Annotated in this window: 23 protein-coding genes; 9 read left to right on the top strand and 14 right to left on the bottom strand. The window is 71.1% G+C overall.

All coding sequences use genetic code 11. From position 1 onward, the window contains the following. Positions 1–13 precede the first annotated feature (13 nt). Genes ACTIE5_RS05520 through ACTIE5_RS05510 form a run of 3 tightly spaced genes read right to left on the bottom strand, consistent with a single transcriptional unit; the run spans position 14 to position 3059 of the window. A complete protein-coding gene (locus ACTIE5_RS05520) occupies positions 14–208 on the bottom strand; it encodes a cation transporter (protein ID WP_092954090.1) in 195 nt (64 codons plus the stop codon). Beyond that, positions 205–597, bottom strand: a complete 393-nt coding sequence (gene cueR, locus ACTIE5_RS05515; protein WP_439548707.1) for a Cu(I)-responsive transcriptional regulator — start codon at positions 595–597, stop codon at positions 205–207. Before cueR ends, ACTIE5_RS05520 begins: the two co-directional genes overlap by 4 nt. Further along, positions 594–3059: a heavy metal translocating P-type ATPase gene (locus ACTIE5_RS05510; RefSeq protein WP_439548706.1), complete on the bottom strand. Its 2466-nt coding sequence runs from the start codon at positions 3057–3059 to the stop codon at positions 594–596. Before ACTIE5_RS05510 ends, cueR begins: the two co-directional genes overlap by 4 nt. 186 nt (positions 3060–3245) lie before the next feature. Here ACTIE5_RS05510 and ACTIE5_RS05505 point away from each other — a divergent pair, with 186 nt between their 5' ends. Beyond that, positions 3246–4250: a S1C family serine protease gene (locus tag ACTIE5_RS05505; protein ID WP_439548705.1), complete on the top strand. Its 1005-nt coding sequence runs from the start codon at positions 3246–3248 to the stop codon at positions 4248–4250. A 110-nt stretch (positions 4251–4360) separates the two neighbouring features. Here ACTIE5_RS05505 and ACTIE5_RS05500 read toward each other — a convergent pair whose 3' ends face one another. The 7 genes from ACTIE5_RS05500 to ACTIE5_RS05470 form a co-directional block, all read right to left on the bottom strand. After that, positions 4361–5038: a hypothetical protein gene (locus ACTIE5_RS05500; protein WP_439548704.1), complete on the bottom strand. Its 678-nt coding sequence runs from the start codon at positions 5036–5038 to the stop codon at positions 4361–4363. Next, positions 5035–5937, bottom strand: a complete 903-nt coding sequence (locus ACTIE5_RS05495; RefSeq protein ID WP_439548703.1) for an ABC transporter substrate-binding protein — start codon at positions 5935–5937, stop codon at positions 5035–5037. Before ACTIE5_RS05495 ends, ACTIE5_RS05500 begins: the two co-directional genes overlap by 4 nt. A gap of 167 nt (positions 5938–6104) precedes the next feature. After that, complete coding sequence (locus ACTIE5_RS05490) at positions 6105–7088, bottom strand: tripartite tricarboxylate transporter substrate-binding protein (protein ID WP_439548702.1); 984 nt, start codon at positions 7086–7088, stop codon at positions 6105–6107. Positions 7089–7224: 136 nt separating this feature from the next. Then, on the bottom strand, positions 7225–7968 hold the full coding sequence (locus ACTIE5_RS05485) for an SDR family NAD(P)-dependent oxidoreductase (RefSeq protein WP_439548701.1): 744 nt from the start codon (positions 7966–7968) through the stop codon (positions 7225–7227). Beyond that, positions 7965–8855: a 3-keto-5-aminohexanoate cleavage protein gene (locus ACTIE5_RS05480; protein ID WP_439548700.1), complete on the bottom strand. Its 891-nt coding sequence runs from the start codon at positions 8853–8855 to the stop codon at positions 7965–7967. The genes ACTIE5_RS05485 and ACTIE5_RS05480 overlap by 4 nt, the downstream gene beginning before the upstream one ends. A gap of 5 nt (positions 8856–8860) precedes the next feature. Continuing rightward, complete coding sequence (locus ACTIE5_RS05475; protein ID WP_439548699.1) at positions 8861–9727, bottom strand: dioxygenase; 867 nt, start codon at positions 9725–9727, stop codon at positions 8861–8863. 32 nt (positions 9728–9759) lie between these two features. Then, positions 9760–10764 (bottom strand): quinone oxidoreductase family protein, encoded by a 1005-nt coding sequence (locus ACTIE5_RS05470; protein ID WP_439548698.1) that lies wholly within the window; start codon positions 10762–10764, stop codon positions 9760–9762. A gap of 123 nt (positions 10765–10887) precedes the next feature. Here ACTIE5_RS05470 and ACTIE5_RS05465 point away from each other — a divergent pair, with 123 nt between their 5' ends. The 4 genes from ACTIE5_RS05465 to ACTIE5_RS05450 all read left to right on the top strand — a co-directional run bounded on the left by ACTIE5_RS05465 (position 10888) and on the right by ACTIE5_RS05450 (position 14175). Beyond that, positions 10888–11976, top strand: a complete 1089-nt coding sequence (locus ACTIE5_RS05465) for a LacI family DNA-binding transcriptional regulator (protein WP_439548697.1) — start codon at positions 10888–10890, stop codon at positions 11974–11976. Then, on the top strand, positions 11976–12821 hold the full coding sequence (locus tag ACTIE5_RS05460) for a metallophosphoesterase family protein (protein WP_439548696.1): 846 nt from the start codon (positions 11976–11978) through the stop codon (positions 12819–12821). The genes ACTIE5_RS05465 and ACTIE5_RS05460 overlap by 1 nt, the downstream gene beginning before the upstream one ends. A 168-nt stretch (positions 12822–12989) precedes the next feature. Beyond that, positions 12990–13151 (top strand): hypothetical protein, encoded by a 162-nt coding sequence (locus tag ACTIE5_RS05455; RefSeq protein ID WP_439548695.1) that lies wholly within the window; start codon positions 12990–12992, stop codon positions 13149–13151. A gap of 103 nt (positions 13152–13254) precedes the next feature. Beyond that, on the top strand, positions 13255–14175 hold the full coding sequence (locus ACTIE5_RS05450) for a PepSY domain-containing protein (protein WP_439548694.1): 921 nt from the start codon (positions 13255–13257) through the stop codon (positions 14173–14175). Here ACTIE5_RS05450 and ltnD read toward each other — a convergent pair. Both ltnD and ACTIE5_RS05440 read right to left on the bottom strand, forming a co-directional pair. Further along, on the bottom strand, positions 14153–15046 hold the full coding sequence (ltnD, locus tag ACTIE5_RS05445; RefSeq protein ID WP_439548693.1) for an L-threonate dehydrogenase: 894 nt from the start codon (positions 15044–15046) through the stop codon (positions 14153–14155). The genes ACTIE5_RS05450 and ltnD overlap by 23 nt on opposite strands. Positions 15047–15200: 154 nt before the next feature. Further along, complete coding sequence (locus tag ACTIE5_RS05440) at positions 15201–15647, bottom strand: MarR family winged helix-turn-helix transcriptional regulator (protein WP_439548692.1); 447 nt, start codon at positions 15645–15647, stop codon at positions 15201–15203. Between the two features lie 74 nt (positions 15648–15721). Between ACTIE5_RS05440 and ACTIE5_RS05435 the strand changes: the two genes are divergently transcribed. Genes ACTIE5_RS05435 through ACTIE5_RS05420 form a run of 4 tightly spaced genes read left to right on the top strand, consistent with a single transcriptional unit; the run spans position 15722 to position 20192 of the window. Then, entirely contained in the window at positions 15722–16759 is a 1038-nt protein-coding gene (locus ACTIE5_RS05435) for a 2,5-dihydroxypyridine 5,6-dioxygenase (protein ID WP_439548691.1), read from the top strand. After that, positions 16756–17472 carry an alpha/beta fold hydrolase gene (locus tag ACTIE5_RS05430; RefSeq protein ID WP_439548690.1) on the top strand — a complete coding sequence of 239 codons (717 nt, stop codon included), beginning with the start codon at positions 16756–16758 and terminating at the stop codon, positions 17470–17472. Before ACTIE5_RS05435 ends, ACTIE5_RS05430 begins: the two co-directional genes overlap by 4 nt. Before the next feature lie 3 nt (positions 17473–17475). Next, on the top strand, positions 17476–18741 hold the full coding sequence (locus ACTIE5_RS05425; protein ID WP_439548689.1) for an acyl-CoA dehydrogenase family protein: 1266 nt from the start codon (positions 17476–17478) through the stop codon (positions 18739–18741). After that, positions 18738–20192 carry an AMP-binding protein gene (locus tag ACTIE5_RS05420; RefSeq protein WP_439548688.1) on the top strand — a complete coding sequence of 485 codons (1455 nt, stop codon included), beginning with the start codon at positions 18738–18740 and terminating at the stop codon, positions 20190–20192. The genes ACTIE5_RS05425 and ACTIE5_RS05420 overlap by 4 nt, the downstream gene beginning before the upstream one ends. Here ACTIE5_RS05420 and ACTIE5_RS05415 read toward each other — a convergent pair. Both ACTIE5_RS05415 and ACTIE5_RS05410 read right to left on the bottom strand, forming a co-directional pair. Continuing rightward, entirely contained in the window at positions 20158–20472 is a 315-nt protein-coding gene (locus tag ACTIE5_RS05415; protein WP_439548687.1) for a BLUF domain-containing protein, read from the bottom strand. The two genes, ACTIE5_RS05420 and ACTIE5_RS05415, sit on opposite strands and share 35 nt — an antisense overlap. Next, a complete protein-coding gene (locus tag ACTIE5_RS05410; protein ID WP_439548686.1) occupies positions 20469–22166 on the bottom strand; it encodes a methyl-accepting chemotaxis protein in 1698 nt (565 codons plus the stop codon). The genes ACTIE5_RS05415 and ACTIE5_RS05410 overlap by 4 nt, the downstream gene beginning before the upstream one ends. Between the last annotated feature and the right edge of the window lie 95 nt (positions 22167–22261).

Genomic DNA, 22261 nt, shown 5'->3' with positions numbered 1-22261 from the left:
CCATGACGCGCGGTCAGGCCGGCTTGTAGCCTTCCTCCGCCACCGCGGCGGCGACCTGGGCGGGGGTCAGCACCGTCTCCGCCGTGATGGTGCCGGTGTCGAGCGCCACGGCGACGCGCGCGGCGGGGTCGAGCGCCTGGATCGCGCCGGTCACCGCCTTCACGCAATGGCCGCAGGTCATGCCGGCAACGCGGAGTTCAACGGTCATGCGGGCTTGCCTTCCAACTCGTCGATGATGGGGCAGTCCGGGCGGTCATCGCCCTGGCAGTGGTTCGCGAGGTGTCGGAGGCTGTCCGCCACGGCCTGGAGGGATGTGGCCTTCGCCTCCAGCGCCGCAACATGGTCCAGCGCCAGGCGCTTCACATCCCCGCTGGCGCGGGACCGGTCCTGCCACAGCGCCAGCAGCTTGCGGATATCCTCCAGCGGAAACGCCAGGTCCCTTGCATGGCGGATGAAGCGCAGCACGGCGACATCCTTCGGGCCATAGCTGCGGTAGCCATTGGCCCGCCGCGTGGCGCTGATCAGGCCGATGGATTCGTAGTGGCGGATCATCTTGGCGGAGACGCCGGACCGGGAAGCCGCTTCCCCGATATTCATGCCGCGGGGCCGGACGGACGGGGGCGCGGCGCTTCTGGCCTCCCCCCTTGAGGCTTCCACCCTTGAGGTCTCCACCGGGCCAGCAGCAGCGCGTTCGCCACCACCGAGACGGAGGACAGTGCCATGGCCGCCCCCGCCACTGGGGGAGACAGCCATCCCGCCGCCGCCAGAGGAATGCCGAGCAGGTTGTACCCGAAGGCCCATGACAGGTTTTCCTTGAGCTTGCGATAGGTTCTGCGGGTGATGTCGAGCGTGGCCGGGACCAGCCCCGGATCGCCCCGCATCAGGGTCACGCCCGCCGCCGCCATGGCGACATCGGTCCCGGTGCCCATGGCGATGCCGAGATCGGCCGCGGCCAGCGCCGGGGCGTCGTTCACGCCATCGCCCACCATGGCGACGCGCTGGCCTTCCCGGCGCCAGGCCGCGACATGGCCGGCCTTGTCCTGGGGCAGCACTTCCGCCTCCACCCGGTCGATGCCGAGCCGGGAAGCGGCTTGCGCCGCCGCGGCGCGGTTGTCGCCCGACAGCATCGCGACGCCCACGCCCATGCCCTTGAGGGCGGCGATGGCGGCGGTGGCGCCAGGCTTGGGCGCATCCTCGAAGGACAGCAGGGCGAGGACGCGCGCGGCGGCGGGGTCCATGAGCCAGGCGATGCTGCGGCCCTGCGCGGCCTCGACCTGCGCGGTGGTGGCGAGCACGCCGGGATCGGCGCCGGATTCCGCCAGCAGGCGGGGGCTGCCGAGGGCCAGGCGGCGGCCTTCGACCAGGCCCTCCACGCCGCGTCCGGGCAGGGCGCGGAACGCCGTGGCCGGTTCGGGCGTGGCGCCGAAGGCCGAGAGGACGGCGCGGGCCAGCGGGTGTTCGCTGCCGGCCTGGAGGGAGGCGGCCTGGGCCAGGGCCCCGGCGGGGTCGATGCCCTCGGCCGGGTGCAGGCTGGCCAGGCGGGGCTTGCCCTCCGTCAGCGTGCCGGTCTTGTCGAAGGCAACCAGCGAAATGCCCTGGGCACGCTCGATCGCCTCCGCGTCGCGGATCAGGATGCCGGCGCGGGCGGCGGCGCCGGTGCCGGCCATGATGGCGGCGGGCGTCGCCAGGCCGAGCGCGCAGGGGCAGGCGATGACCAGCACGGCGACGGCGTTGAGCAGCGCGGCCTCGAACCCCGCGCCGGCCAGCAGCCAGCCGATGAGCGTGGCGGCGGCGATGGCGATGACGACGGGGACGAAGATGGCGCTGACGCGGTCCACCAGCTTCTGCACCGGCGCGCGGCTGGCCTGGGCGGCGGCCACCATGGCGGCGACGCGGGCCAGGGTGGTGTCGGCGCCGATCGCCGTGGCGCGCAGCACCAGGCGGCCATCCAGCACCACCGTGCCGGTCGCGGCGCGGTCGCCAGGGCGCTTTTCCACCGGGCGGCTTTCGCCGGTCAGGGCGCTTTCGTCGATCCCGGCCTCGCCTTCCTCGATGACGGCATCGACGGGGATGCGTTCGCCGGGGCGGACCACGACGCGGTCGCCCAGTGCGAGCGCGGCGGCGGGGATTTCATGTTCCGTGCCCTGCGCATCGAGCCGCCGGGCGGTGCGGGGGCGGAGGTCGAGCAGCGCGCGGATGGCGGCCCCCGTGCCGCGCTTGGCGCGGGCTTCCAGGTATTTCCCCAGCATCACGAAGAAGATGACGACGACGGCGGCTTCGAAATACAGCGCATGGGCATGGCCGCCGCCGTGGCGGATGAGCAGCCAGACGCTCATCGAGAAGGCCGAGAGCGTGCCGATGGAGACCAGCAGATCCATGTTGCCGGTGCGGTTGCGCAAGGCCGCCCAGCCCGCGCGGAAGAAGCGCGCGCCGAACCAGAACTGCATGGGGATGGCCAGTGCCAGCTGCAGCCAGCCATTCGGCAGCCAGTCCTGGCCGAAGGGCATGCCGGCCATGCCGATGAGGAAGGGCGCGGCCAGCAGCCCGGCCAGCACCAGGTCCCGCCGCTGGCGCGCCAGCTTCGCGGCCGCTTCCGCCTCCGCCGCGGCCGAGCCATCGGGCGCGCTGGCCAGCGCATAGCCGGCGCGGGAGAGGGCGGCGGCCAGCGCCGATTCCTCGACGCCAGCCAGCATCCGCACCGTCGCCTGGTCCGAGGCCAGGTTCACGGTGGCGGAGAGCACGCCAGGGACCTTGGCGAGCGCGCGTTCGACGCGGCCGGCGCAGCTCGCGCAGGTCATGCCCTCGATCCCCAGCGTCCGTTCCTGCTCCGGCACCTGGTAGCCGGCGGCGCGGATGGCCTCGGCCAGGGTGGCGGGGGGCGCGGTGCCGGTGACGGTGGCGGTTTCGGAGGCCAGGTTGACGCTGGCGGTGGCCACGCCCGGGACCTTCGCCAGCGCACGCTCCACCCGGCCGGCGCAGCTCGCGCAGGTCATGCCCTCCACGGGGAGGGAGACGGTGCCGAGGGGGATTTGCGGCGGCACGAGGGGGGCCTCGGGCATCGGGGGCTTGGGTTCCATGGGAGGCAGATGGGGTCTCCCACCATGGGAGGGTCAACCACCAGGCCTCGATAATCCTGGAGATTGACCGGGCTGGAAGGCGGGCGCCTTGATCCATCTCATTTTTGCGGACGGAATCGGGGCGGTGCTGTTGACGGGGGTGTGACGCGGGCCGACATGCGGCGCGCCATGCGCAACATTGCCCCCGCGATCCTGTTCTCCCTGGTCCTGGCCGCGCCCGCGGGCGCCCAGGCTCCCGCCCCGCCGCAGTCCGAGCCGGTTCGGATCATCAACCGCACGGGGCAGGAGGCGACGGCGCTGCATGCCGTGCGCAGCGGCCGGCCGGATTGGGGCAGCAACCTGCTGAATCGCGGGCCGCTGCCCAGCAACGCGGCCTTCGCGCTGCGGGTGAACCAGGATGCGGGGTGCCGCTTCGACATCCGCATGGTGCTGGCCGATGGGCGGGAGGGGCTGCTGCGGGACCGCGACATCTGCGGGGAGACGCGGATCGAGATCGCGACCGCGGCCGCGCCGCTGCCGCCGGTGGCTCAGGCCAGGCCGAACCAGAATGCGCGGCGCGTGTCGTCCGGCACCGGCTTCGTGGTGGCGCCGGACCGGGTGCTGACCAACCACCACGTCATCGATGGCTGCGCCCGCATCCTGGCGCGGACCTCGGACGGGCGCTGGCTGGCGGCGACGGTGCAGGGGCAGGCGGATGCGCGGCTGGACCTGGCGCTGCTGGCGGTGCCGGGGAATCCCGGGCCGACGCTGGCCTTCCGGGGCACGCCGGCGGTGCGGCGGGGGGAGGGGGTGGTGGCCTATGGGTTCCCGCTCTCCGGCCTGCTGTCATCCGACCCGAAGCTGACGCGGGGCGAGATCAATGCCTTCGGCGGCATCGGCAACGACCAGACGCGCTTCCAGATCAGCGCCGAAGTGCAGCCCGGCAATTCCGGCGGGCCGCTGCTGGACATGCAGGGGAATGTGGTGGGGGTGGTGGTCGCGAAGCTCGACAGCCGCCGGGTGCAGAACGTGGACAATGTGAATTTCGCGGTGAAGGGGGAGGCGGCGCAGTCCTTCCTGCGGCGGAACAGCCAGGAATTCAGGACGGCGGAGAGCCGGGGGGCGGACAAGAGCGCGGCGGATGTGGGCGATATCGCGCATCGGGCGACGGTGATGCTGCGGTGTGAGCCGTAGGGAGCGCCGCAGGGGGGGAGACCCCCCTGGACCATCGTCCACTGGAGACGGTCCAGGGGCGTCTCGCCCCTGGCGGATAGGGTCCGGGAAAGGCAGCGCCTTTCCCGGAATCACGCATCCCCTTCCGCCGGAATCTCGACCCAGGCCCTGAACGCTTCCGACGCCTGCACATCGCCACCCGCGATCAGCGCCCGCCACAGCCCCGCCGCATGCACCACGTTCGGCAGCCCGGCCGGCTGCACCGTCAGGCACATCGCCTCCGCCATCCAGCCTTCCTCCACCCCCGCCGCGTAGCCCGCGCGGAGGTAGCGCGTGACGCCCGCGGAATCGCGCCGCGCGGTGCAGGCGGCCAGCAGCGCGAGCGCGCGGCGTGACGGCGGCAGCGCGGGGGTGAGGGCTTCGAGGGCGGTGACCTCCGCGGCCGTCGCGTCCCAGCCCGGCAATTGGCCGGCCCAGGCCTCCGCCGCGAAATCGAAGCGGGACCGGGCGGCGGCGAAGCCGGCCAGGCGGAGGGCGGCTTCCACACCCTCGATGCCCCCGCCCGCTTCCCGGTAGCGGCGGACGTGGTGGCGGGCGGTGGCGCTGCCGACCACGGCCGTGATGACCAGCCAAAGAAACTCCTTCTCCGCCGCCGGGAGGGCGACGGGCTGGAGGGCGAGGCGGCCATAGGCAGCCTCATAGGCTTCGGCGAAACCGGGGGAGAGCAGGCGGAACAGGCCGTGATGGGGGAGCAGGTAGCCGCGCTTCGCCCGCGCTGCCTCCAGCCCCGCGCGGAAGGCGTCGCTCATCCGAAGGCCTCGGCGCGGATGGAGGGATCGAGGTAGCGGGACGGGTCGTCGAGCTGCTTGCCAGTGAAGTGGCTGCGCAGGCGCAGCACGGTGCGCAGGCCTTCATCGCTGATGGACAGGTCGCGGATGATGCCGTGGACGGGATCGAGCAGCGCCGTGACCGCGCGCGCCGCGACGGGGGGCGGCATCTTCGCATTCTCCACGAGGATGGCGGCGGCCCCGGCGTGATCGGCATCGAGCAGCGCGAGGGTTTCGCGGAAGGCGCGGGCGAAGGCGACGAAGGCCGCGCGCTTCTCCGCCAGCACGCCGCGCCGCGATGCCGCGACGATGCCCTGGTAGGGGCCGACGGCATCCTGCGCGCGGGCCAGCCGGCGAAAGCCCTTGGCCTCCGCCGCCAAGTCGAGCGGCGTGTTCAGAAGCGTCGCGGCCTGGGCGCCTTCGACCAGCGCGGCCAGGCGTTGCGCGCCGCCGCCGACGGCGACCCATTCCACCGCATCGGCCACGCCGGCACGGCCGAGAATGTCGCGCAGCACGAAGGCGAAGCCGGTGGTCATGGCATCCACCGCGACGTGCCTGCCGCGCAATGCCGCGATATCAGCGACATCGGGCGCGGCCATGACGTTCAGCATGCCGTCATCGACACCGAGCCAGGCGACGAAATCGGCGGGGCCGGGGAGTTCGACCTCCCCCTGCCCCTCGTCATAGGCGACGATGTTGTCCACCGCCGTCAGCGCCAGGTCGAAGCGGCCAGCGTAAAGGTCGCTCGCCATCGCCTTGGAATTGGGCGTGAGGGAGAGCGCGATTTCCAGCCCATGGCGCGCGAAGACGCCATGCTTCTGCCCGGCCCAGAGGGCGAGGTTGGAGGCGCCGGCGAAGGCGACGACGTTCAGGGTCTGCATGCATGCCTCATGAAAAAGGGCAGGGATGCGGGTGCATCCCTGCCCGTGGCTTTTACCAAGAGTTGCGGCCGCCTTTGGCGGCCGAGGCCGCGAATGCGGCCCGCCGGAAGTCCGGCGAGCCAAGCGGCCGGAGGCCGCGCCTGGCGCCTGAGGGCATCAATAAAGCTTCAATCGGCGAACTGGCCGGCCGCCTGCAGGACCGGGCGCCAGCGCGCGATTTCCGCCACCAGATGCGCGCGGTGCACATCGGGGTTCTGGCGCTCCACCGGCTCCGGCGGGCTGCCGAGCTCATTCATCCGCGTCACCACGCGGGGATCGGCGAGGGCGACGCGCAGCGCCTGGTTCAGGCGCATGACGATGGGCGTGGGCGTGCCCTTCGGCGCATAGACGCCGTGCCAGATGCCGATCTCGAAGCCCGGCAGCCCAGCCTGGCCGGCGGTGGGGATGCCCGGCAGCTGCGCCATGGGTTCCGCCGTCGTCACCGCCAGGCCGCGCACGCGCCCGCTGGTGACGAAGGAGGAGGCGGAGGTGGTCTGGTCGCAATAGATGTCGAGGCGATCCGCCATCAGTTCCGGATAGATCGGGCCGGAGCCGGTGTAGGAGACGGCGGTGACGCGCACGCCGAGGCTCGCCTGGAACAGCGTGCCGCAGAGCTGGCTGGCGGAACCCAGGCCGGCATTGGCGAGGTTCACGGCTTCGCCCCGTTCGCGCACCAGGCGGATCATCTCCGCGAAGTTGGTCACGGGCAGGCCGGGGCGGGCGAGCCAGATCATCGGCGTCGCCGTCACCAGGCCGATCGTCTCGAACGCCGTCACGGGGTCATAGGGCAGCCGGCGATAGAGCGTGGGCGCGGTGGCGATGCCGATGTTGTGCAGCAGGATGTTGTAGCCATCGGGCGCCGCGGCGGCGACGCGCGCGGTGCCGGTGGTGCCGCCGGCGCCGCCGACATTCTGCACCAGCACGTTCTGGCCGAGGTCACGCCCCATCGATTCCGCGATCATGCGGCCCACCACATCGGTCGGGCCGCCGGGGGCGAAGGGGATCACCATGGTGATCGGGCGTTCGGGCCAGGTCTGCGCCTGGGCCGTGCCGACGAAGGGCAGGGCCAGCGCGGCGGCCGCCAGCAGGCGGCGCGTCGTCCTCATCATCATGGTTCGTTGTCCTCCGTTATGGTGCAGCAATAGTGTCAGAGCCTGCGCAAAAATCGAGCCCGGGCATCGAGTCCCCGGGCCCTGGACGGCGCCTGTCCCGCGGAAGCGGCGCCGTCGGGCATCGATACAGGGCCTCTCAGCGCCCGCCGCCGATATCCACCAGCGTTCCGGTCATGTAGGAGGCCGCGGGGGAGAGCAGGAAGGTGATGAGGCCAGCGACCTCCTCCGGCTCCCCGGGCCGACCCAGCGCGATGGCGGCGGTCATGGTCTTCAGGCGCTCGGCGCCGGCCTTGGCTTCGTGGGTCGCGGTGCGGATGACACCAGGGCGCACGGTGCAGACGCGGATGCCGAGTTTCCCGACTTCATTGGCGAGGCCGGCGGTGAAGCCATCCACCGCGCCTTTCGCGGCGGCGTACATCACGCGGCCGGGCTGGCCGCCGAGGACGCTGGCGCGGGAGCCGACATTGACGATGACGCCACCCTCCCCGCCCCGATCCGTCGCCATGCGGCGCACGGCTTCGCGGGCGCAGAAGACGGTGGTGCGGAGGTTGCTGTCCATCATCCGGTCGTAATCGGCCGTGGTGAGGTCGGCGATCCTGGCATCCGCGCTGCCGCCGGCGTTGTTCACCAGGCCGCGCAAGGGGCCGATGCGGTCGGCAGCTTCGAAGAGGGTGGTGATGCCAGTTTCGGACTGCACATCGGCCTGCACGGCATGCGCCTTGCCGCCGGCGGCTTCGATATCGGCCACCACGGCGTTCGCGCTGTCGGCGTCACGGGCGTAGTTGACCACGACGGTCCAGCCATCCGCCGCAGCCGCCTTGCAGGTGGCAGCGCCGATCCCTCGGCCGCCGCCCGTCACCACCAATACGCCGCGCGTCATCGCGACCAGCCGCCAACTTGCGACAATTCGGCGCGGGCCTCGGCGGCGGTCATCGGCTCCACGCCGAATTCGCGCAGCAGGCGCACGGCGCGTTCCACCAGCACGGTGTTGCTGGTCGCGAGTTCGCCCTTGTTGAGATAGATGTTGTCCTCCAGCCCGACGCGCACATGGCCGCCCAGCAGCCAGGCCTGCATCAGCATGGGGAATTCCATCCGCCCGATGGCGAAGGCGGCCCAGGGGGAGCCTGCCGGCAGGATGGATTTGGCGTAGTTCAGCGTTTGCGGGTCCCAGTCGAAGCCCCAGCGGATGCCCATGCAGACCTGGAACAGGCAGGGGCCCTTCAGCACGCCCTGTTCCATCAAATTCTTCGCCAGGCCGATATCGCCGGAATCGAAGACTTCAAGTTCGGGGATGGTGCCGACGCTGTAGATCAGCTCCGCCATCTTGGTGACGGACCAGGGCGCGTTGATGACGACGGCATTGCCCGACCACATCGTGTTCAGGTCGAGCGTCGCGATTTCCGGGCGCAGGGCGACGATGTGCTCCACGCGCTTTTCCGGCGGCAGCAGCGTGCTGTTCGGGCCGGCGATGCGGGGATTGTCGCGGGACGGATCGAAGCGGCCGCCGGGGCCGGTCGTCAGGTTGATGACGACATCCGTGCCACTGCTGCGGATGCGGTCCACGACTTCCTTGTAGAGGTCGAGGGACATGGAAGGCTTGCCGGTCTCGGGATCGCGCACATGGATATGGGCGACGGCAGCGCCGGCCTTGGCGGCATCGATCGCGGCATTGGCGATCTGCTCCGGCGTGATGGGCAGATAGGGCGTCTGCTCGGGGGTGGTGATGTTGCCCGTCACCGCGCAGGTGAGGATGACCTTGCGACGCATTTTCTTCAGTCCTTGGCAGCGTTCAGGGGTGCATCCGCCTTCGGGATGCGGAATTCGTAGGTCAGCCGCGCGGGCCGGCCTTCCTTCTTGGCGGCTTCCCAATCCGTGACGAGGGAGGCCTTCACGCCGAAGACCGCATCGTCATGCAGGTAGGGATCACCGTCCTTGAAGATGTGCGTGATCAGGTCCCGGTAGCCCGGCTTCTTGATCCAGAAATGGACATGGGCGGGGCGCATCGGGCCGCGGCCCATCGCCGCCAGCACGCGGCCCACCGGGCCATCATGCGGCACGGGATAGGCGGCGGGAACCACGGTCGGGAAGGCCACCACGCCATCGGGGCCGGTGACGAAGCGGCCGCGCATGTTGTGCTCGTCGCCCATCTGGCTGTCGTAGAAACCCTCCGGCGATGTGTGCCAGGTATCGACCTGCGCGCCTTCCAGCGGATTTCCGTCAGCATCGAGGATGCGTATCTCGACTTCCAGGGGCTCGCCGTCGACGCCGGGGGACATGTTTTCCCCATTTTTCATCACCGGGGGGTTCTCCCGGTGGAACGGGCCGAGGACCGTCGTCTCGCTGACCGATGCATGGGTGCGGTGGGCGATGGCATCGACGAGCATGGAGACGCCGAGGATGTCCGACAGCAGGATCACCTCCTGCCGCTTGTCGTCGCACCAGCGGCCGAGTTCGGTGATGAAGCCGACGCCCTGCTCCCATTCCTCCGGCGTGAGTTCGACTTCCTTCACGAACTCATGCACGTGGCGGATCAGCGCGGTCATGACCTTCTGGATGCGCGGGGCGGCGTCGGGGCGGATGCGCCCGAGCACCGCCTCGGTCAGGTTCTCGCTGGTGTAGGTGATGTGGCCGTCGGCCATGATCGTGTCTCCTCCCTGAGTGGCGGGATGGGTTATCGCATCGTGAGCACGACGCGCCCGCGGGTGCCGCGGGCGACGGAGGCGTAGCCGGAAGCGCCATCCGCCAGCGCGTGGCGTTCCGCGATGGCGGGGGCGGGGTAGGTGCCGGATTCGAAGCCGGGGCGCAGCGCGTCCATCATCGGCGCGCATTCGGACGCGCGGCGCTTCAGGCTGTCCACGCCGATCAGGCGGCATTCGCGGCGGTAGAAGGGGATCATCTCCACCTTCATGCTTTCGCCGGGCGAGCCGGAGATGAGGATGGCGCGGCCGCCGAAGCCGAGTGCGGCGAGCGCCGCCTCCACCAGGTCCGGCCGGCCCACGCAATCGAAGACGACATCGATGGTCTTGCCGCCGGTGGCCCTGGCGATGGAGGCCGCGAAATCGGGATCGTTCAGGTCGATGAAATTGTCGGTGGCGTGGCGCGCGGGCGCATCGGCGGGCGCCTGGCCGCGGCAGGCGGCGATGACCTTGGCACCCTTGCCGCGGGCGATGCCGCAGGCGGCACCACCGACGCCGCCGCTGGCGCCGATGACCAGCAGCGTCTCCCCTTCCCTGATCTGCGCGTAGTCGAGGCCGATCCAGGCGCTGATGTAGTTCACGCCCACCGCGCCGGCCTGTTCGAAACTCAGCTTGGCGGGCTTGCGTGACAGGGCGGCGACCGGGACGGTCAGATAAGCGGCGTGGGAGCCATCCCGCGTGAAGCCGATATCGCCGCCGGTGCCCCAGACCTCCGCCCCCAGCCATTCGGCCGGGCCGGCCACCACCACGCCCGCGAAATCGCGGCCGGGCGTGCGGGGCGGCACGGTCTGCTTCATCCGCCCGAGCACATTCTTCACATCGGACGGGTTGATGGAGGCGGCATGGACCTGAACCAGCGCCTCGCCCTCCGCGGGGGCGGCCACGGGCATCTGTTCCACCGCCAGCACCTCCGGCCCGCCATGGCGCTGGAAGCGCAGGGCCGGGGCGTGGGTGGCCAGGGCGAGCGGCGCGTCATTCATCGGTGGACGGTTCCTCAAGCGGGCGTTGGCGGCTTCGTAAGCATCGCCTCGAAAGGGGTCAAGCGTTTTCTGCAATCGATTGCATTGCCTCATTCCCGCCAAGTCCGGCTAGGATGGTGCGGCATGCCCGATAGCCGCCTTCCCGGGGACCCCGCCCCGCCCGTATCACCGTCCGGCCCGTCGCCGGGCACGCCGGCCGGCCGGGCCACCATTGCCGATGTCGCCCGGGCGGCGGGGGTCCATGCCTCCACCGTCTCACGCGCCCTCAACCCCGCCACGCGGGGGATGGTGACGGAAGCGGTGGCGCTGCGGGTGGCGCAGGCGGCGGAGAGGCTGGGCTGGCGGCCCTCGGCGCTCGCGGCCGGGCTGCGCACGCGGAAATCCCGCACCATCGGCATCCTGGTCCCGGACCTCGTGAACCCGATCTTCCCGCCGATCGTGCGCGCGGCGGAAACGCTGCTGGCGGCGCAGGGATACGCCACGCTGGTGGCCAACACCGACAATGACCCGGCGCGGGAGGAGATGCTGATCTCCCGCATGGCGGAACATCTGGTGGATGGGCTGATGCTGGCCTCCGTGGCGGAGGGCACGCGCGCGATCGAGTTGTGCGCGCGCTGGTCCATCCCGGCGGTGCTGATCAACCGGCGCCTGCCGGGGGCCACGACATCCGCCGTGACGAATGACGACCGGCACGGGATCGGGCTGGCGGTCGCGCATCTGGTCGCACTCGGCCACCGGCGCATCGCGCATCTCGCGGGGCCGCCCGGCGTATCGACGGCCATCGACCGGCGGGAGGGGTTTGTCGACGCCCTGCGCGCGGCGGGGCTGGCGCCGGCGGCGATGGTGGATGCGGCGGGCTACACCCGCGCGGCGGGGCAGGCGGCGATGGAGCGGCTGCTGGCGGGGCCGGGCTTCACGGCCGTGGTGGTCGCCAACGATATGTTATGCCTGGGCGTCTATGACGTGCTGCAGGGGCGCGGCCTGCGGGCGGGCGCCGACCTCTCCGTCACGGGGTTCAACGACATGCCCTTCGTGGACCTGATCGACCCGCCGCTGACCACCATCCGCATCCAGCACGCGGCCATGGGGCGGGAGGCCGCGGAGACGCTGCTGGCGGAGATCGCGGAACCCGCCACGCCGCGCCGCGACACCCGCCTGGTGCCCGAACTCATCATCCGCGCCTCCACCCGCGCGGCGAAGCAGGAATCCTGATGCCCATCATCGTCGCGCAGGTCTCGGACGCGCATCTCGGCCCGCGCACCACCGTCTTCCAGGCCAACATGGCGCGGATCGAGGCCGTGCTGCATGCGGACCCGCCGGCGGCGCTGGTGGCCAGTGGCGACCTGTCGCTGGATGGGGCGGACCGGGATGCCGACCTGTCCTTCGCCGCCACCGCCTTCCGCCGCGCCGCCGGGCGGGCGCCGCTGCTGGCCATACCGGGCAACCACGATGTCGGCAGCACGGCGGAAACCATGCCCAGCCAGACGGTGGACGAAGCCCGGCTGGCGCGCTGGGACCAGATGCTGGGCCCCGATCGCTTCGTGCAGGATCTGGATGGCCCGGGCGGCGAATCCTGGCGGCTGGTCGGGCTGAACTCGGAAATCATGGGCACGGGCCTGGCGAGGGAGGCCGAGCAGGCCGGTTTCGTGACGGCGGCGCTGGAAGCCCTCGGCCGGCGGCGCATCGCGCTATTCCTGCACAAGCCGCCCTACCTGCACGGCATGGATGATGGCTTCGACTACTGGTCGGTGCCGCCCGCGGCGCGGGCCACGCTGGTGCCGCTGCTGTCCCACCCCGCGCTGCGGCTCGTCGCCTCCGGCCACCTGCACCTGCATCGGCTGGTGCGGCGCGGCGACGTGACCCATGCCTGGGCGCCGCCGGCATCCTTCGTCTGCGAGCCGGAGATCCAGCCCGGCATCCCCGGGGAAAGGCTGGCCGGCTTCCTGCGGCACCGCCTGCATGCGGACCATGTGGAGGTCGAGCTCGTCTCCCCCACCGGCATCCGGGCGCCGTTCCTGGATGAGGTGCGGGCGGAGACCTATCCGCGGCAGGGCTGATGATGATCCGCAATAAAGAGACTTTACTGCTTTTTGGGGTTGTCGCGAAATGACACTTCGCAACCCATGATCGGTTTCCGGCCCGAATCGGCCCGGCTATGACATCAGGGCGGTCAGACAGGGGCGGCAATGTCGCAGGCCAATAAGCCAAAATCGGAATTCCTGGGGTTGCGCGACCCCTATGCGGAAGCAACCCCCGGCGAGGGAGACGCCCGCCGACCCGCCGAACCGCTGATGACACGGGAGAAGGCCGCCGAACTCGGCCGCGCCGGCGCCGCCCTTGCCGTGCTGCTGCTGGTCATCGCCGTGGTGGTCGCCGCCATCAGCTGAACCCGGCCGCGCTGCGTGGCGATGTCACGATGCGTGACACTTCATCACCCACGGGTGATGGGCCAGCTTGTAGGACAGCCTCCGTGACCTGACGGGTGCTGCGATGACCAAGGCGTTGTTCCTGAAACTGCATCGCTGGGTGGCGCTGGCATCCGCGCTGCCGCTGCTGGCGGTGATCCTCTCCGGCCTGGTGCTGTCCTTCGAGCCGGCGCTGAAGGCGACGACGCCGGATGGCATGGTGACGCTGGAACGGCTGGAACGGATCGTGGAGGCCGCGGGGCCGGCCGGGCGTGGCGGCGCGCTGGCGATCCAGGGCTATGCGGGGACGGCGAGCCTGGGCGGGCGCGGCGCATCGACCACCTATGACCTGGCGAGCGGCCTGCCGGTGCAGCCGGCCTATCTGCCCGGCCAGTTCCGCACCATGCGGGGGCTGCATGAGACGCTGCTGCTGGACCTGGGCTGGCTGGTGGAGGCCAGCACCATCGCGCTGGTGCTGCTGGCGCTGGTCGGCCTTCTGCTGGGTTTGCCCAAGCTGCGCAACACCGTCGGCGGCTGGCACCGGCTGACGGGCTGGGCGCTGCTGCCGCTGCTTTTGGGCAGCCCGCTGACCGGCCTGGCCCTGGCCTTCGGCATCACCTTCGCCACGCCCGTGCCGCCCCCGCCGGGCGCCGCGCCGCCGCTGACGGAGACGATCCGCCAGGTGGCGGCGCTGCATGACCTGGACGGGCTCGACTTCATCCGCCCGATCGGGGGCGGGCGGCTGGTGCGGGTGCTGGATTCCTCCGGCACCGCCATCGCCTATCGCGCGGGGCCGGACGGGCTGGTGCGCCAGCCCGACAACTGGCCACGGCTGCTGCATGAGGGCGGCTGGGGCGGCGTGCTGGGCAGCGTGGTGAACCTGGTGATCTCGATCGCGCTGGTCGGGCTGTTCGCCACTGGGATCTTCATCTGGGCGCGCCGCAGCCTGGCGAAGAGTAGGGCGAAGGCGGCGCGCCGGCGGCCTACTGTTTCGGCGGCAGGGTGATGCCGGTCAGGGCCTCCCACACCCGGATGACGAAACCATCATCGGCGCGGCCATGGCCCATGGCGCTGGCGGCCGTGAACAGCTGCTGCGCCTGGGACGCGAGCGGCACGGGGTGGTTCAGGCCGCGCGCCATCTCCGCCACCAGGCCGAGATCCTTGACGAAGATGTCGACCGCGCTGCGGGGCGCATCGTCGCCGGTCAGCACGCGGGCCATCCGGTTCTCGAACATCCAGGAATTGCCGGCGGCGGTGGTCACCACGTCATAGAGCTGCTTCGGGTCCGCGCCGGCGCGGATGCCCAGCGCCATCGCCTCCGCCGCCACGGCGATGTGCACGCCGGCGAGGAGCTGGTGCACGACCTTCACGGTGGCGCCGATGCCGGGCGCGTCGCCGAGTTCCCAGACCTTGGTCGCCACCGCATCCAGCACCGGCCGCGCCTTGGCGAAGGCGGCCTGGCTGCCGGAGGCCATGACCGTCATCTCCCCCGACGCGGCCTTGGCGGCACCGCCGGAGACGGGGGCATCGAGGTAGAGGAAGCCCGCTGCCTCCGCCTTCTCGGCCAGCTTCTTCGCATCCGCCGGGGCCATGGTGGCGGAGGCGATGATGACGGCGCCGGGCGCCAGGCGCGGCGCGCAGCCTGCGGGGCCGAACAGCGCGGCTTCCGTCTGGGCGGCGTTGACGACCAGCAGCAGGACGGCGTCGGTGCCTTCCGCGATCTCCGCCGCGCTGGCCGCCGTGCTGCCGCCTGCGGCCGCGAAATCGGCGCGCGCGGTGTCGCGCATGTCGCAGCCCGTCGTCGCCAGCCCCGCCCGGTGGCAGGACAGCGCGGCACCCATGCCCATGGCCCCGAGGCCGATCACCGCCACCTTCATCGCCCGCGCTCCCTGCGTGTCGTGCGCACCCTTACCGCCCGCGCGCGTCAAGACAAGACAAGGCGGGCGATCTGCACGAGGGCGGAGATGACGACCAGCACCAGGACGATGCGGCCGAGCTTGTCGGGCGATGGCATGGCCGCGGAGATGGGGATCAGGCGGCGTCCGTGGAAGGCCCCGCGATTTCCCGCAGCAGCGCCTTCAGCGCGGGGGCCGTGGCGGCGTGGCGGGCGAGCAGCGCGGCCTCATGCGCCCGCGCCTCCTCCACCAGTTCGGCGGCCAGCGCGGCGCCGGCTTGCGTCGCGCGGATGCGCATGCTGCGGCCCTCGCGGTGGCGGATGACAAGGCCTTCCGCCGCCATGCGGTCCAGCAGCTTGGACATGGTGGGCTGCTGCATCAGGCAGGTTTCCGCGAGTTCCCCGACCGTGACGCCCTCTGCCGCTCCATCCAGCGTTGCCAGCACGCGCCAGACCGGCACGGCGACGCCGCGGGCCTTCAGCCGGGCGTGGAAGCCGGATGAGGCCGCGTGGCTCGCCCGCGCCAGCAGGGCCAGCAGGTAGTCGTCAACGAACCTTGGGACGAAGCGGCGGGATTCGCTCATGGACCTCAACATATGACTTTTCATATCTCGCGGACCAGCGTTATCCTTGTCCCGACCTAAGGGAGTGCCCGGGATTGCGCGACGACCGGATCGAGCCGCAATGGATCGAGGCCTTCGAGGCCGTGCTGCGCCTCTGCAAGGCGCAGCCGGGGGAGGTTGTCTGCCTGCTGGCGGAAAGCCAGTCCCGGCCGCTGAACATCGACCTGGCGGAGCTGGCGGCGCATCGCCTGGGCTGCCGGCCCTTCCGGCTGGTGGTGCCGACGCCGCGGCAATCCGCGCCCGTGCCGGTGCGATCCACGGGCGCATCGCGGGCGCTGCAGGGGCATCCGGGCGCGCTGGCGGCGCTGAAGGCGTCCCCCCTGATCCTGGACTTGACGCTGGAGGGGCTGCTGCACGCGCCGGAGCTGAAGGAAATCCTCGGCGCGGGCGCGCGCATCCTGATGGTGTCCAACGAGCATCCGGAGGCGCTGGAACGCCTGGTACCGCTGCCAGGGGACGAGGCGCCGGTGAAGGCCGCGGTGAAGCGGGCGCGAGCGGCGAAGCGCATGACGGTGACGAGCGCGGCGGGCACCGACCTGACCGTGGACATGGCCGGCGCCATCACCGCGGGGGTCTGGGGCTGGACGGATCGGCCCGGCACCATCGCGCATTGGCCGGGCGGCGTGGTGGTGAGCTTCCCGCGCGCGGGCACCGTCAACGGCACGCTGGTGCTGGCGCCGGGCGACGCGAACCTCACCTTCAAGCGGTATATCGAAAGCCCCGTGCGCCTGACGCTGGTGGATGACCATGTGACGGCGATCGAGGGCTCGGGCGTGGATGCCATCGCCATGCGGGAGCACTTGGCGGCCTGGGGCGATCGCGCGGCCTATGCGGTCAGCCATGTCGGCTGGGGGATGAACAAGCGCGCGCGGCGGGAGGCGCTGCTGGCCTATGGCGCGCGCGACACCAACGGAACGGAACTGCGGGCGGCGGCGGGGAATTTCCTGTTCTCGACAGGCGCCAATGAATTCGCGGGCCGCTTCACGGAGGGGCATTTCGACATCCCCGTCTTCGGCTGCACCATCGCACTGGATGGCGAACCTGTCGTCGTCGAGGGGAGGCTTCTTCCATGACCACCATCCTGCTGCCCACCATTCTGCTGCACGGCATCGGTGGCCCGTCCTGGGGCGAATTTTCCCGAGACGCCATCGACTGGCCCTTTCCAGGGTTTTGCGGCACGGCGGCCCTGCCTTCCATGACCTTCCCGGCGCTGACGCAGGCGCTGCTGGCGATGATGGATGCGAAGGGCATCGCCAAGGCGACGCTGGTCGGCCATTCCATGGGCGGCATGGTCGCGCAGGATTTTGTCGCGACGCATCCGGACCGCGTGGCGAAGCTGGTGCTGTACGGCACCACGCCGGCCTTCGGCGGGCGCGATCCGAGCTTCGCCGACGCCTTCCTGCGCGCGCGCCTCGGCCCGCTGGAAGGCAGCACGATGCGGGATGCGGCGGCGGCGATGCTGGAGCGCATGTTCGGGCCGGACGCCGCGCCCGATGCCTTCGCGCGCGCGCTGGAAGCGATGCAGGCGGTGCCGGACGATGTCTATCGCGACACGCTGCGCTGCCTGACCACCTTCGACCGCCGTGCGGACATGGCGAAGATCAGCGTGCCGACGGTGCTGATCGCGGGTGACCGCGACCAGGCCGCGCCGCTCAAGACCATGCAGCGCATGGCGGAGACCATTCCCGGCGCGCGGATCATCGTCATCCCGGAAGCGGGGCATTTGATCCATCTGGAGAAGCCGGCGGCATTCCGCGCCGCGCTGCGCGACGCATTGGAGCACTGACCGATGGACGCCCTGCCCGCCACCACGCTGGAAGACGCGCCGATCTTCCACCCCGACGCCTTCCGCCTGACCCCCTTCGAGGCCGAGTTGACCAGCAAGGCCCGTCGCTTCGGCGCCACCGTGCTGGCACCGCGCGCATCGCGCTGGGACCGGGAAGCGACCTTCCCCACCGACAACTACCGCGACATGCATCGCGAAGGGCTGCTCGGCATCTGCATCCCGAAGGGCGAAGGCGGGCTGGGTGCCGATTTCCGCGCTTACTGCATGACCGCGGCGGAACTCGGCCGGTACTGCGGCGCCACGGCGCTGACCTGGAACATGCATGTCTGCTCCACGCTCTGGACCGGCGCGCTGACCGAGGACCTCGACATCCCCGAGGACGCTCGCGCGGAACATCGCCGGCGGCGGCAGATGCATTACGACCGCATCCTGCAGGATGGCGCGATCTATTCGCAGCCCTTCTCCGAAGGCGGCGCGGCGGCGGCGGGCGCCGCGGCCTTCGGCACCACGGCGAAGCGCGTCGAGGGCGGCTACCTCATCAACGGCAAGAAGATCTTCGCGAGTCTCGCGGGGCACGCGAACTACTACGGCATCCTCTGCACGGAAGTGCATGACGGAGAAAAGCTGTCGCGACGGGATACGCTGTATCTCGGCGTGCCGGCCACCGCGCCGGGCGTGACGGTCGAGGGCGAGTGGGACCCGCTCGGCATGCGGGGCACCGTGTCGCGCAACCTGCTGTTCAAGGACGTCTTCGTGCCGGACGATGCGGCGCTGATGCCGCCGGGGCTGTATTTCCAGGCCGCCACGCGCTGGCCGCACATGTTCATGACGCTGTCGCCGACCTACATGGGCATCTGCCAGGCGGCCTACGACTTCACCGTGAAATACCTGCGTGGCGAGGTTCCGGGCACGCCGCCGGTCAAGCGCCGCATGTATCCGACGAAGCAGATCGCCGTCGCCCAGATGCGCATCATGCTGGAACAGACCAAGGCGCTGTGGTTCCAGGCCATCACCGATGCGCGGCCCGATCCCAGCAAGGACCAGATGATGCGCGCGCTGACCGCGCAATACACGGTGATGGAGAATGCCAACGCGCTCTGCGCGCTCGCCATCCGCACCTGCGGCGGCCAGTCCATGCTGAAGACGCTGCCGCTGGAACGGATGTACCGGGACAGCCGCTGCGGCGCGCTGATGCTGCCCTGGACGGCGGAATTGTGCCTGGATCGGTTGGGCCGCGACACGCTGTATGAGAAGGGCGAGGTCGATTGACCGCGATATTGGCGGGCTGGGCGGCCGCGCATCCGGCTGACCGCGTCGCGCTGCGGTTTGGCGACACCGCGCTGACCCATGGCGCGCTGGACCACGCCGCCGCTGCGATGGCCGGCGCCCTGGCGGCGCGGGGGATCGGGCGGGGGGACCGCATCGGCTTCCTCGGCCACAACCACCCCGCGCAGATCGTGGCGCTGCTGGCCTGCGCGCGGCTGGGGGCGATGCAGGTGCCGCTGAACTGGCGCCTGGCCGCGCCGGAATGGCGCTTCATCCTGGAGGATGCGGGCGCATCGCTTCTGCTGACGACGCCCGATTTTCTTCAGGCTGCCGCGGACGCCGCTCCCGGCGGCTGCGCCGTCGTCGATGCGACGACGATGGAAGGCGCGCCGATTGATGCGACGGGCGCGGATGATGACGCGCTGCTGCTGGTCTATACCAGCGGCACCACGGGCCGCCCGAAGGGCGCGGTGCTGGACCAGCGGGCGCTGCGCTTCAACGCGCTGAACGCCGCCGCCACCTTCGAACTTTCGCCGGCCGACCGCGTGCTGACGGTGCTGCCGCTGTTCCATGTCGGCGGGCTCAACATCCAGACCACGCCGGCGCTGATGGCGGGCGCGGAAGTGATCCTGCATCCCCGCTTCGACGCGGATGCCTTCTTCGACACGGTGGCGCGCGACCACCCGACGCTGACCTTGCTGGTGCCCGCCGTGATGCAGGCGCTGGTGTCGCATCCCCGCTGGGCCACCGCCGACCTGTCGTCGCTGCGCGCCATCGGTGCCGGGTCGTCCGACGTGCCCCTCCCCTTGATCGAGGCTTTTCACCAGCGCGGCATTCCCGTGCAGCAGGTCTATGGCGCGACGGAGACCTGCCCCATCGCGCTGGTGCAATCCCGCGCGGAGGCGCTGGCCGCGCCGGGCTCCATCGGCCGCCCGGCGCCGCATGCGGAATGCAGGCTCGTCGATGCCAGCGGCGCCCCGTGCCAGCCCGGCGCTGACGGAGAAATCCAGGTGCGCGGGCCCGCCGTACTGCGCGGCTACTGGAAGCGCGACGATGCGCTGACAGCGGATGGCTGGTTCCCGACCGGCGATGTCGGCCGCATCGACGCGGAGGGCCGCTGGTGGTTCACGGACCGCCTGAAGCACGTGATCATCTCGGGCGGGGAGAACATCTACCCGGCCGAGGTCGAGCGCCTGCTGCGCAGCGCACCCGGCGTGGCGGAAGGCGCCGTCGTCGGCCGCGACGATCCACGCTGGGGGGAGGTGCCCATCGCCGTCGTCGTGCCCGGCCCCGGCTTCGACCCCGCGCGCGTGCTAGCGCATTTCGAGGGCCAGATCGCGCGCTTCAAGCAGCCCCGCGCGGTGGTGGCGCTGCCCGCCTTGCCGCGCACCGCGCTCGGCAAGGTGGAGGTCGCGCGGCTTAAGGCGATGGTGGCCGCACACCCCAATCCGTGAATTCCCGCGCCGCGACGGCGCGGTCCTCCAGCACCACGACATCGCGGTGGCGCCAGTCCCGCTTGAGGCGGGCGAAGGCGTTGCGCACGGCGCGCGGCGGGCCTTCCAGCACCTGGCCGATGCAGTGGCCGCGCAGGGAAAGGCGGCCGGTGACGCCGCGCGCCAGCAGGCCGGCGCGCAGCCTGTCCACCAGCGCGGCGATGGCGGCGGCATCGGCCGCCACGCCGGGTTGCCCCACACTCATCGCCACGATGCGGTGGAGGGGCCGATGCTGGGTCATGCCGCGCGCAGCGTGGCCAGCACGTCCCGCACCTGGCGGCGGAGTGCTTCCGCCTGCTGCGACAATTCGCCGGCGGTGGCGTTCACCTGGGTTGCGGCACCGCCGGTTTCGCCCGCGGCCTGGCGCACTTCCTCGATCCGGGTGGCGACATCCCGCGTGCCGCTGGCGGCGGCCTGGACGCTGCGGGCGATGTCCCGCGTCGCGGCGCCCTGTTCCTCCACCGCCGCGGCGATGGCAACGGCGATGTCGCTGATCTTCACGATGGTGTCGCGGATGGCGCCGATTTCCGTCGCGGCGCCGCGCGTCGCGTCCTGCATCGCGCGGATCTGCTGGGCGATGCCTTCCGTGGCGCGCGTGGTCTGGCCGGCCAGGGACTTCACCTCGGATGCCACCACCGCGAAGCCCTTGCCGGCATCGCCGGCGCGCGCGGCCTCGATTGTCGCGTTGAGGGCGAGGAGGTTGGTCTGGCCGGCGATGCTGCCGATCAGCTTCAGCACTTCCTCGATCCGCTGGGATGCGTCGTTGAGGTTGGCGACGGTGCTGTTGGTGCGTTCCGCCTGGTCCACCGCCGCGCGGGCGACGGCGGAGCTTTCATTGACCTGGCGCGCGATCTCGGCGACCGAGCTGGCCAGTTCCTCCGTCGCCGCGGCGACGGTGGCGACATTCTCGCTGGTCGTGCCGGTCACGTCGCTGACGGTATTGGCGCGCACCGCGCCCTGTTCGGCGATGCCGACGAGGGAGGTGGCGGCGGCGTTGAGTTCGGTGGAGGCGGAGGCGATGCCTTCCACCACGCCGCCGACGCGCGTTTCCAGCTGCTGGGCCACGCGGTCCAGGTCCTGCTTGCGGGTGATCTCCAGCAGGCGCTTCTGTTCCTCCTGCGTCGCGCGCAGCGTCGCGGCTTCGCGCAGGCCCTCGGCGAAGGTGGACAGGGCGCGCGCCATGGTGCCGACCTCATCGCCGCGATTCGTGGCGGGGATCTGCGTATCGAACTTCCCGCCGGCGACGCTGGCCATCGCGCCATCAAGGCGCTTCAGCGGCCGCACGACGACGCCCAGCGTCATCGCCACCGCGATCAGGATGGACAGCAGGAGCCCGCCGGCGATGACGGCTGCGGCAACGACGATCGATGCGTCCACCTCATCGGAGACGGCGGCACTGCGGCGGTCGGCGCGTTCCAGCATCGCCTCGGTCAGGGTGCGAATGGCATTCCGCAAGTCATTCACCTGGCTGGCGAATTCGCGGCGCAGCTGCGCTTCCGCCACGCGCTGCTGGCCTTCCGCCATCAGCCGGAGCGCGCTGAGCGCTGAGGAGCGCAGCGCCTGGAAACGCTGGTCGATGGCGTCCACCTGCGTCACCAGCGGCGTGCCCGCAACCGATTCGCGGACCGTGCGGAGGCGCGTGGCCATCAGGGCGCCCATCTGCTCGATGTCACGCTGCGCCTCGGCAATCATGGCCGGTTCGCCGAGAGCCACGCTGCGCCACATCAGCTGCGCCATGTCGAGCAGCACGGGGTTGAGGCGGGCCGAGACCGTGGCGGCCCTGGCTTCACCCTGCACCAGCGCGGAGTAGCGATGGTCCACCTCATTCGCCAGGCGCACCGCGTACATGGCGCTGCCGGCGGCCACCAGGACCATCAGCGCCACCGGCAGCATCGTCTTCCACAGCACGGACAGGTTGTTGAACCAACGCCGCATCGGATGCTCCCGCCAGGATGGGACGATCTTCGTCCCCCGTCGCGGCAACGGCGCCGCGACGGTGCTCTGGCATGGCTACCCTTCAGTAAGGGCTA

This window comes from Falsiroseomonas sp., assembly GCF_051859025.1.
Classification (GTDB): domain Bacteria; phylum Pseudomonadota; class Alphaproteobacteria; order Acetobacterales; family Acetobacteraceae; genus Falsiroseomonas.
Note: the sequence above shows the minus strand (reverse complement) of the source record. Positions and strands in the feature narration are given on the sequence as shown.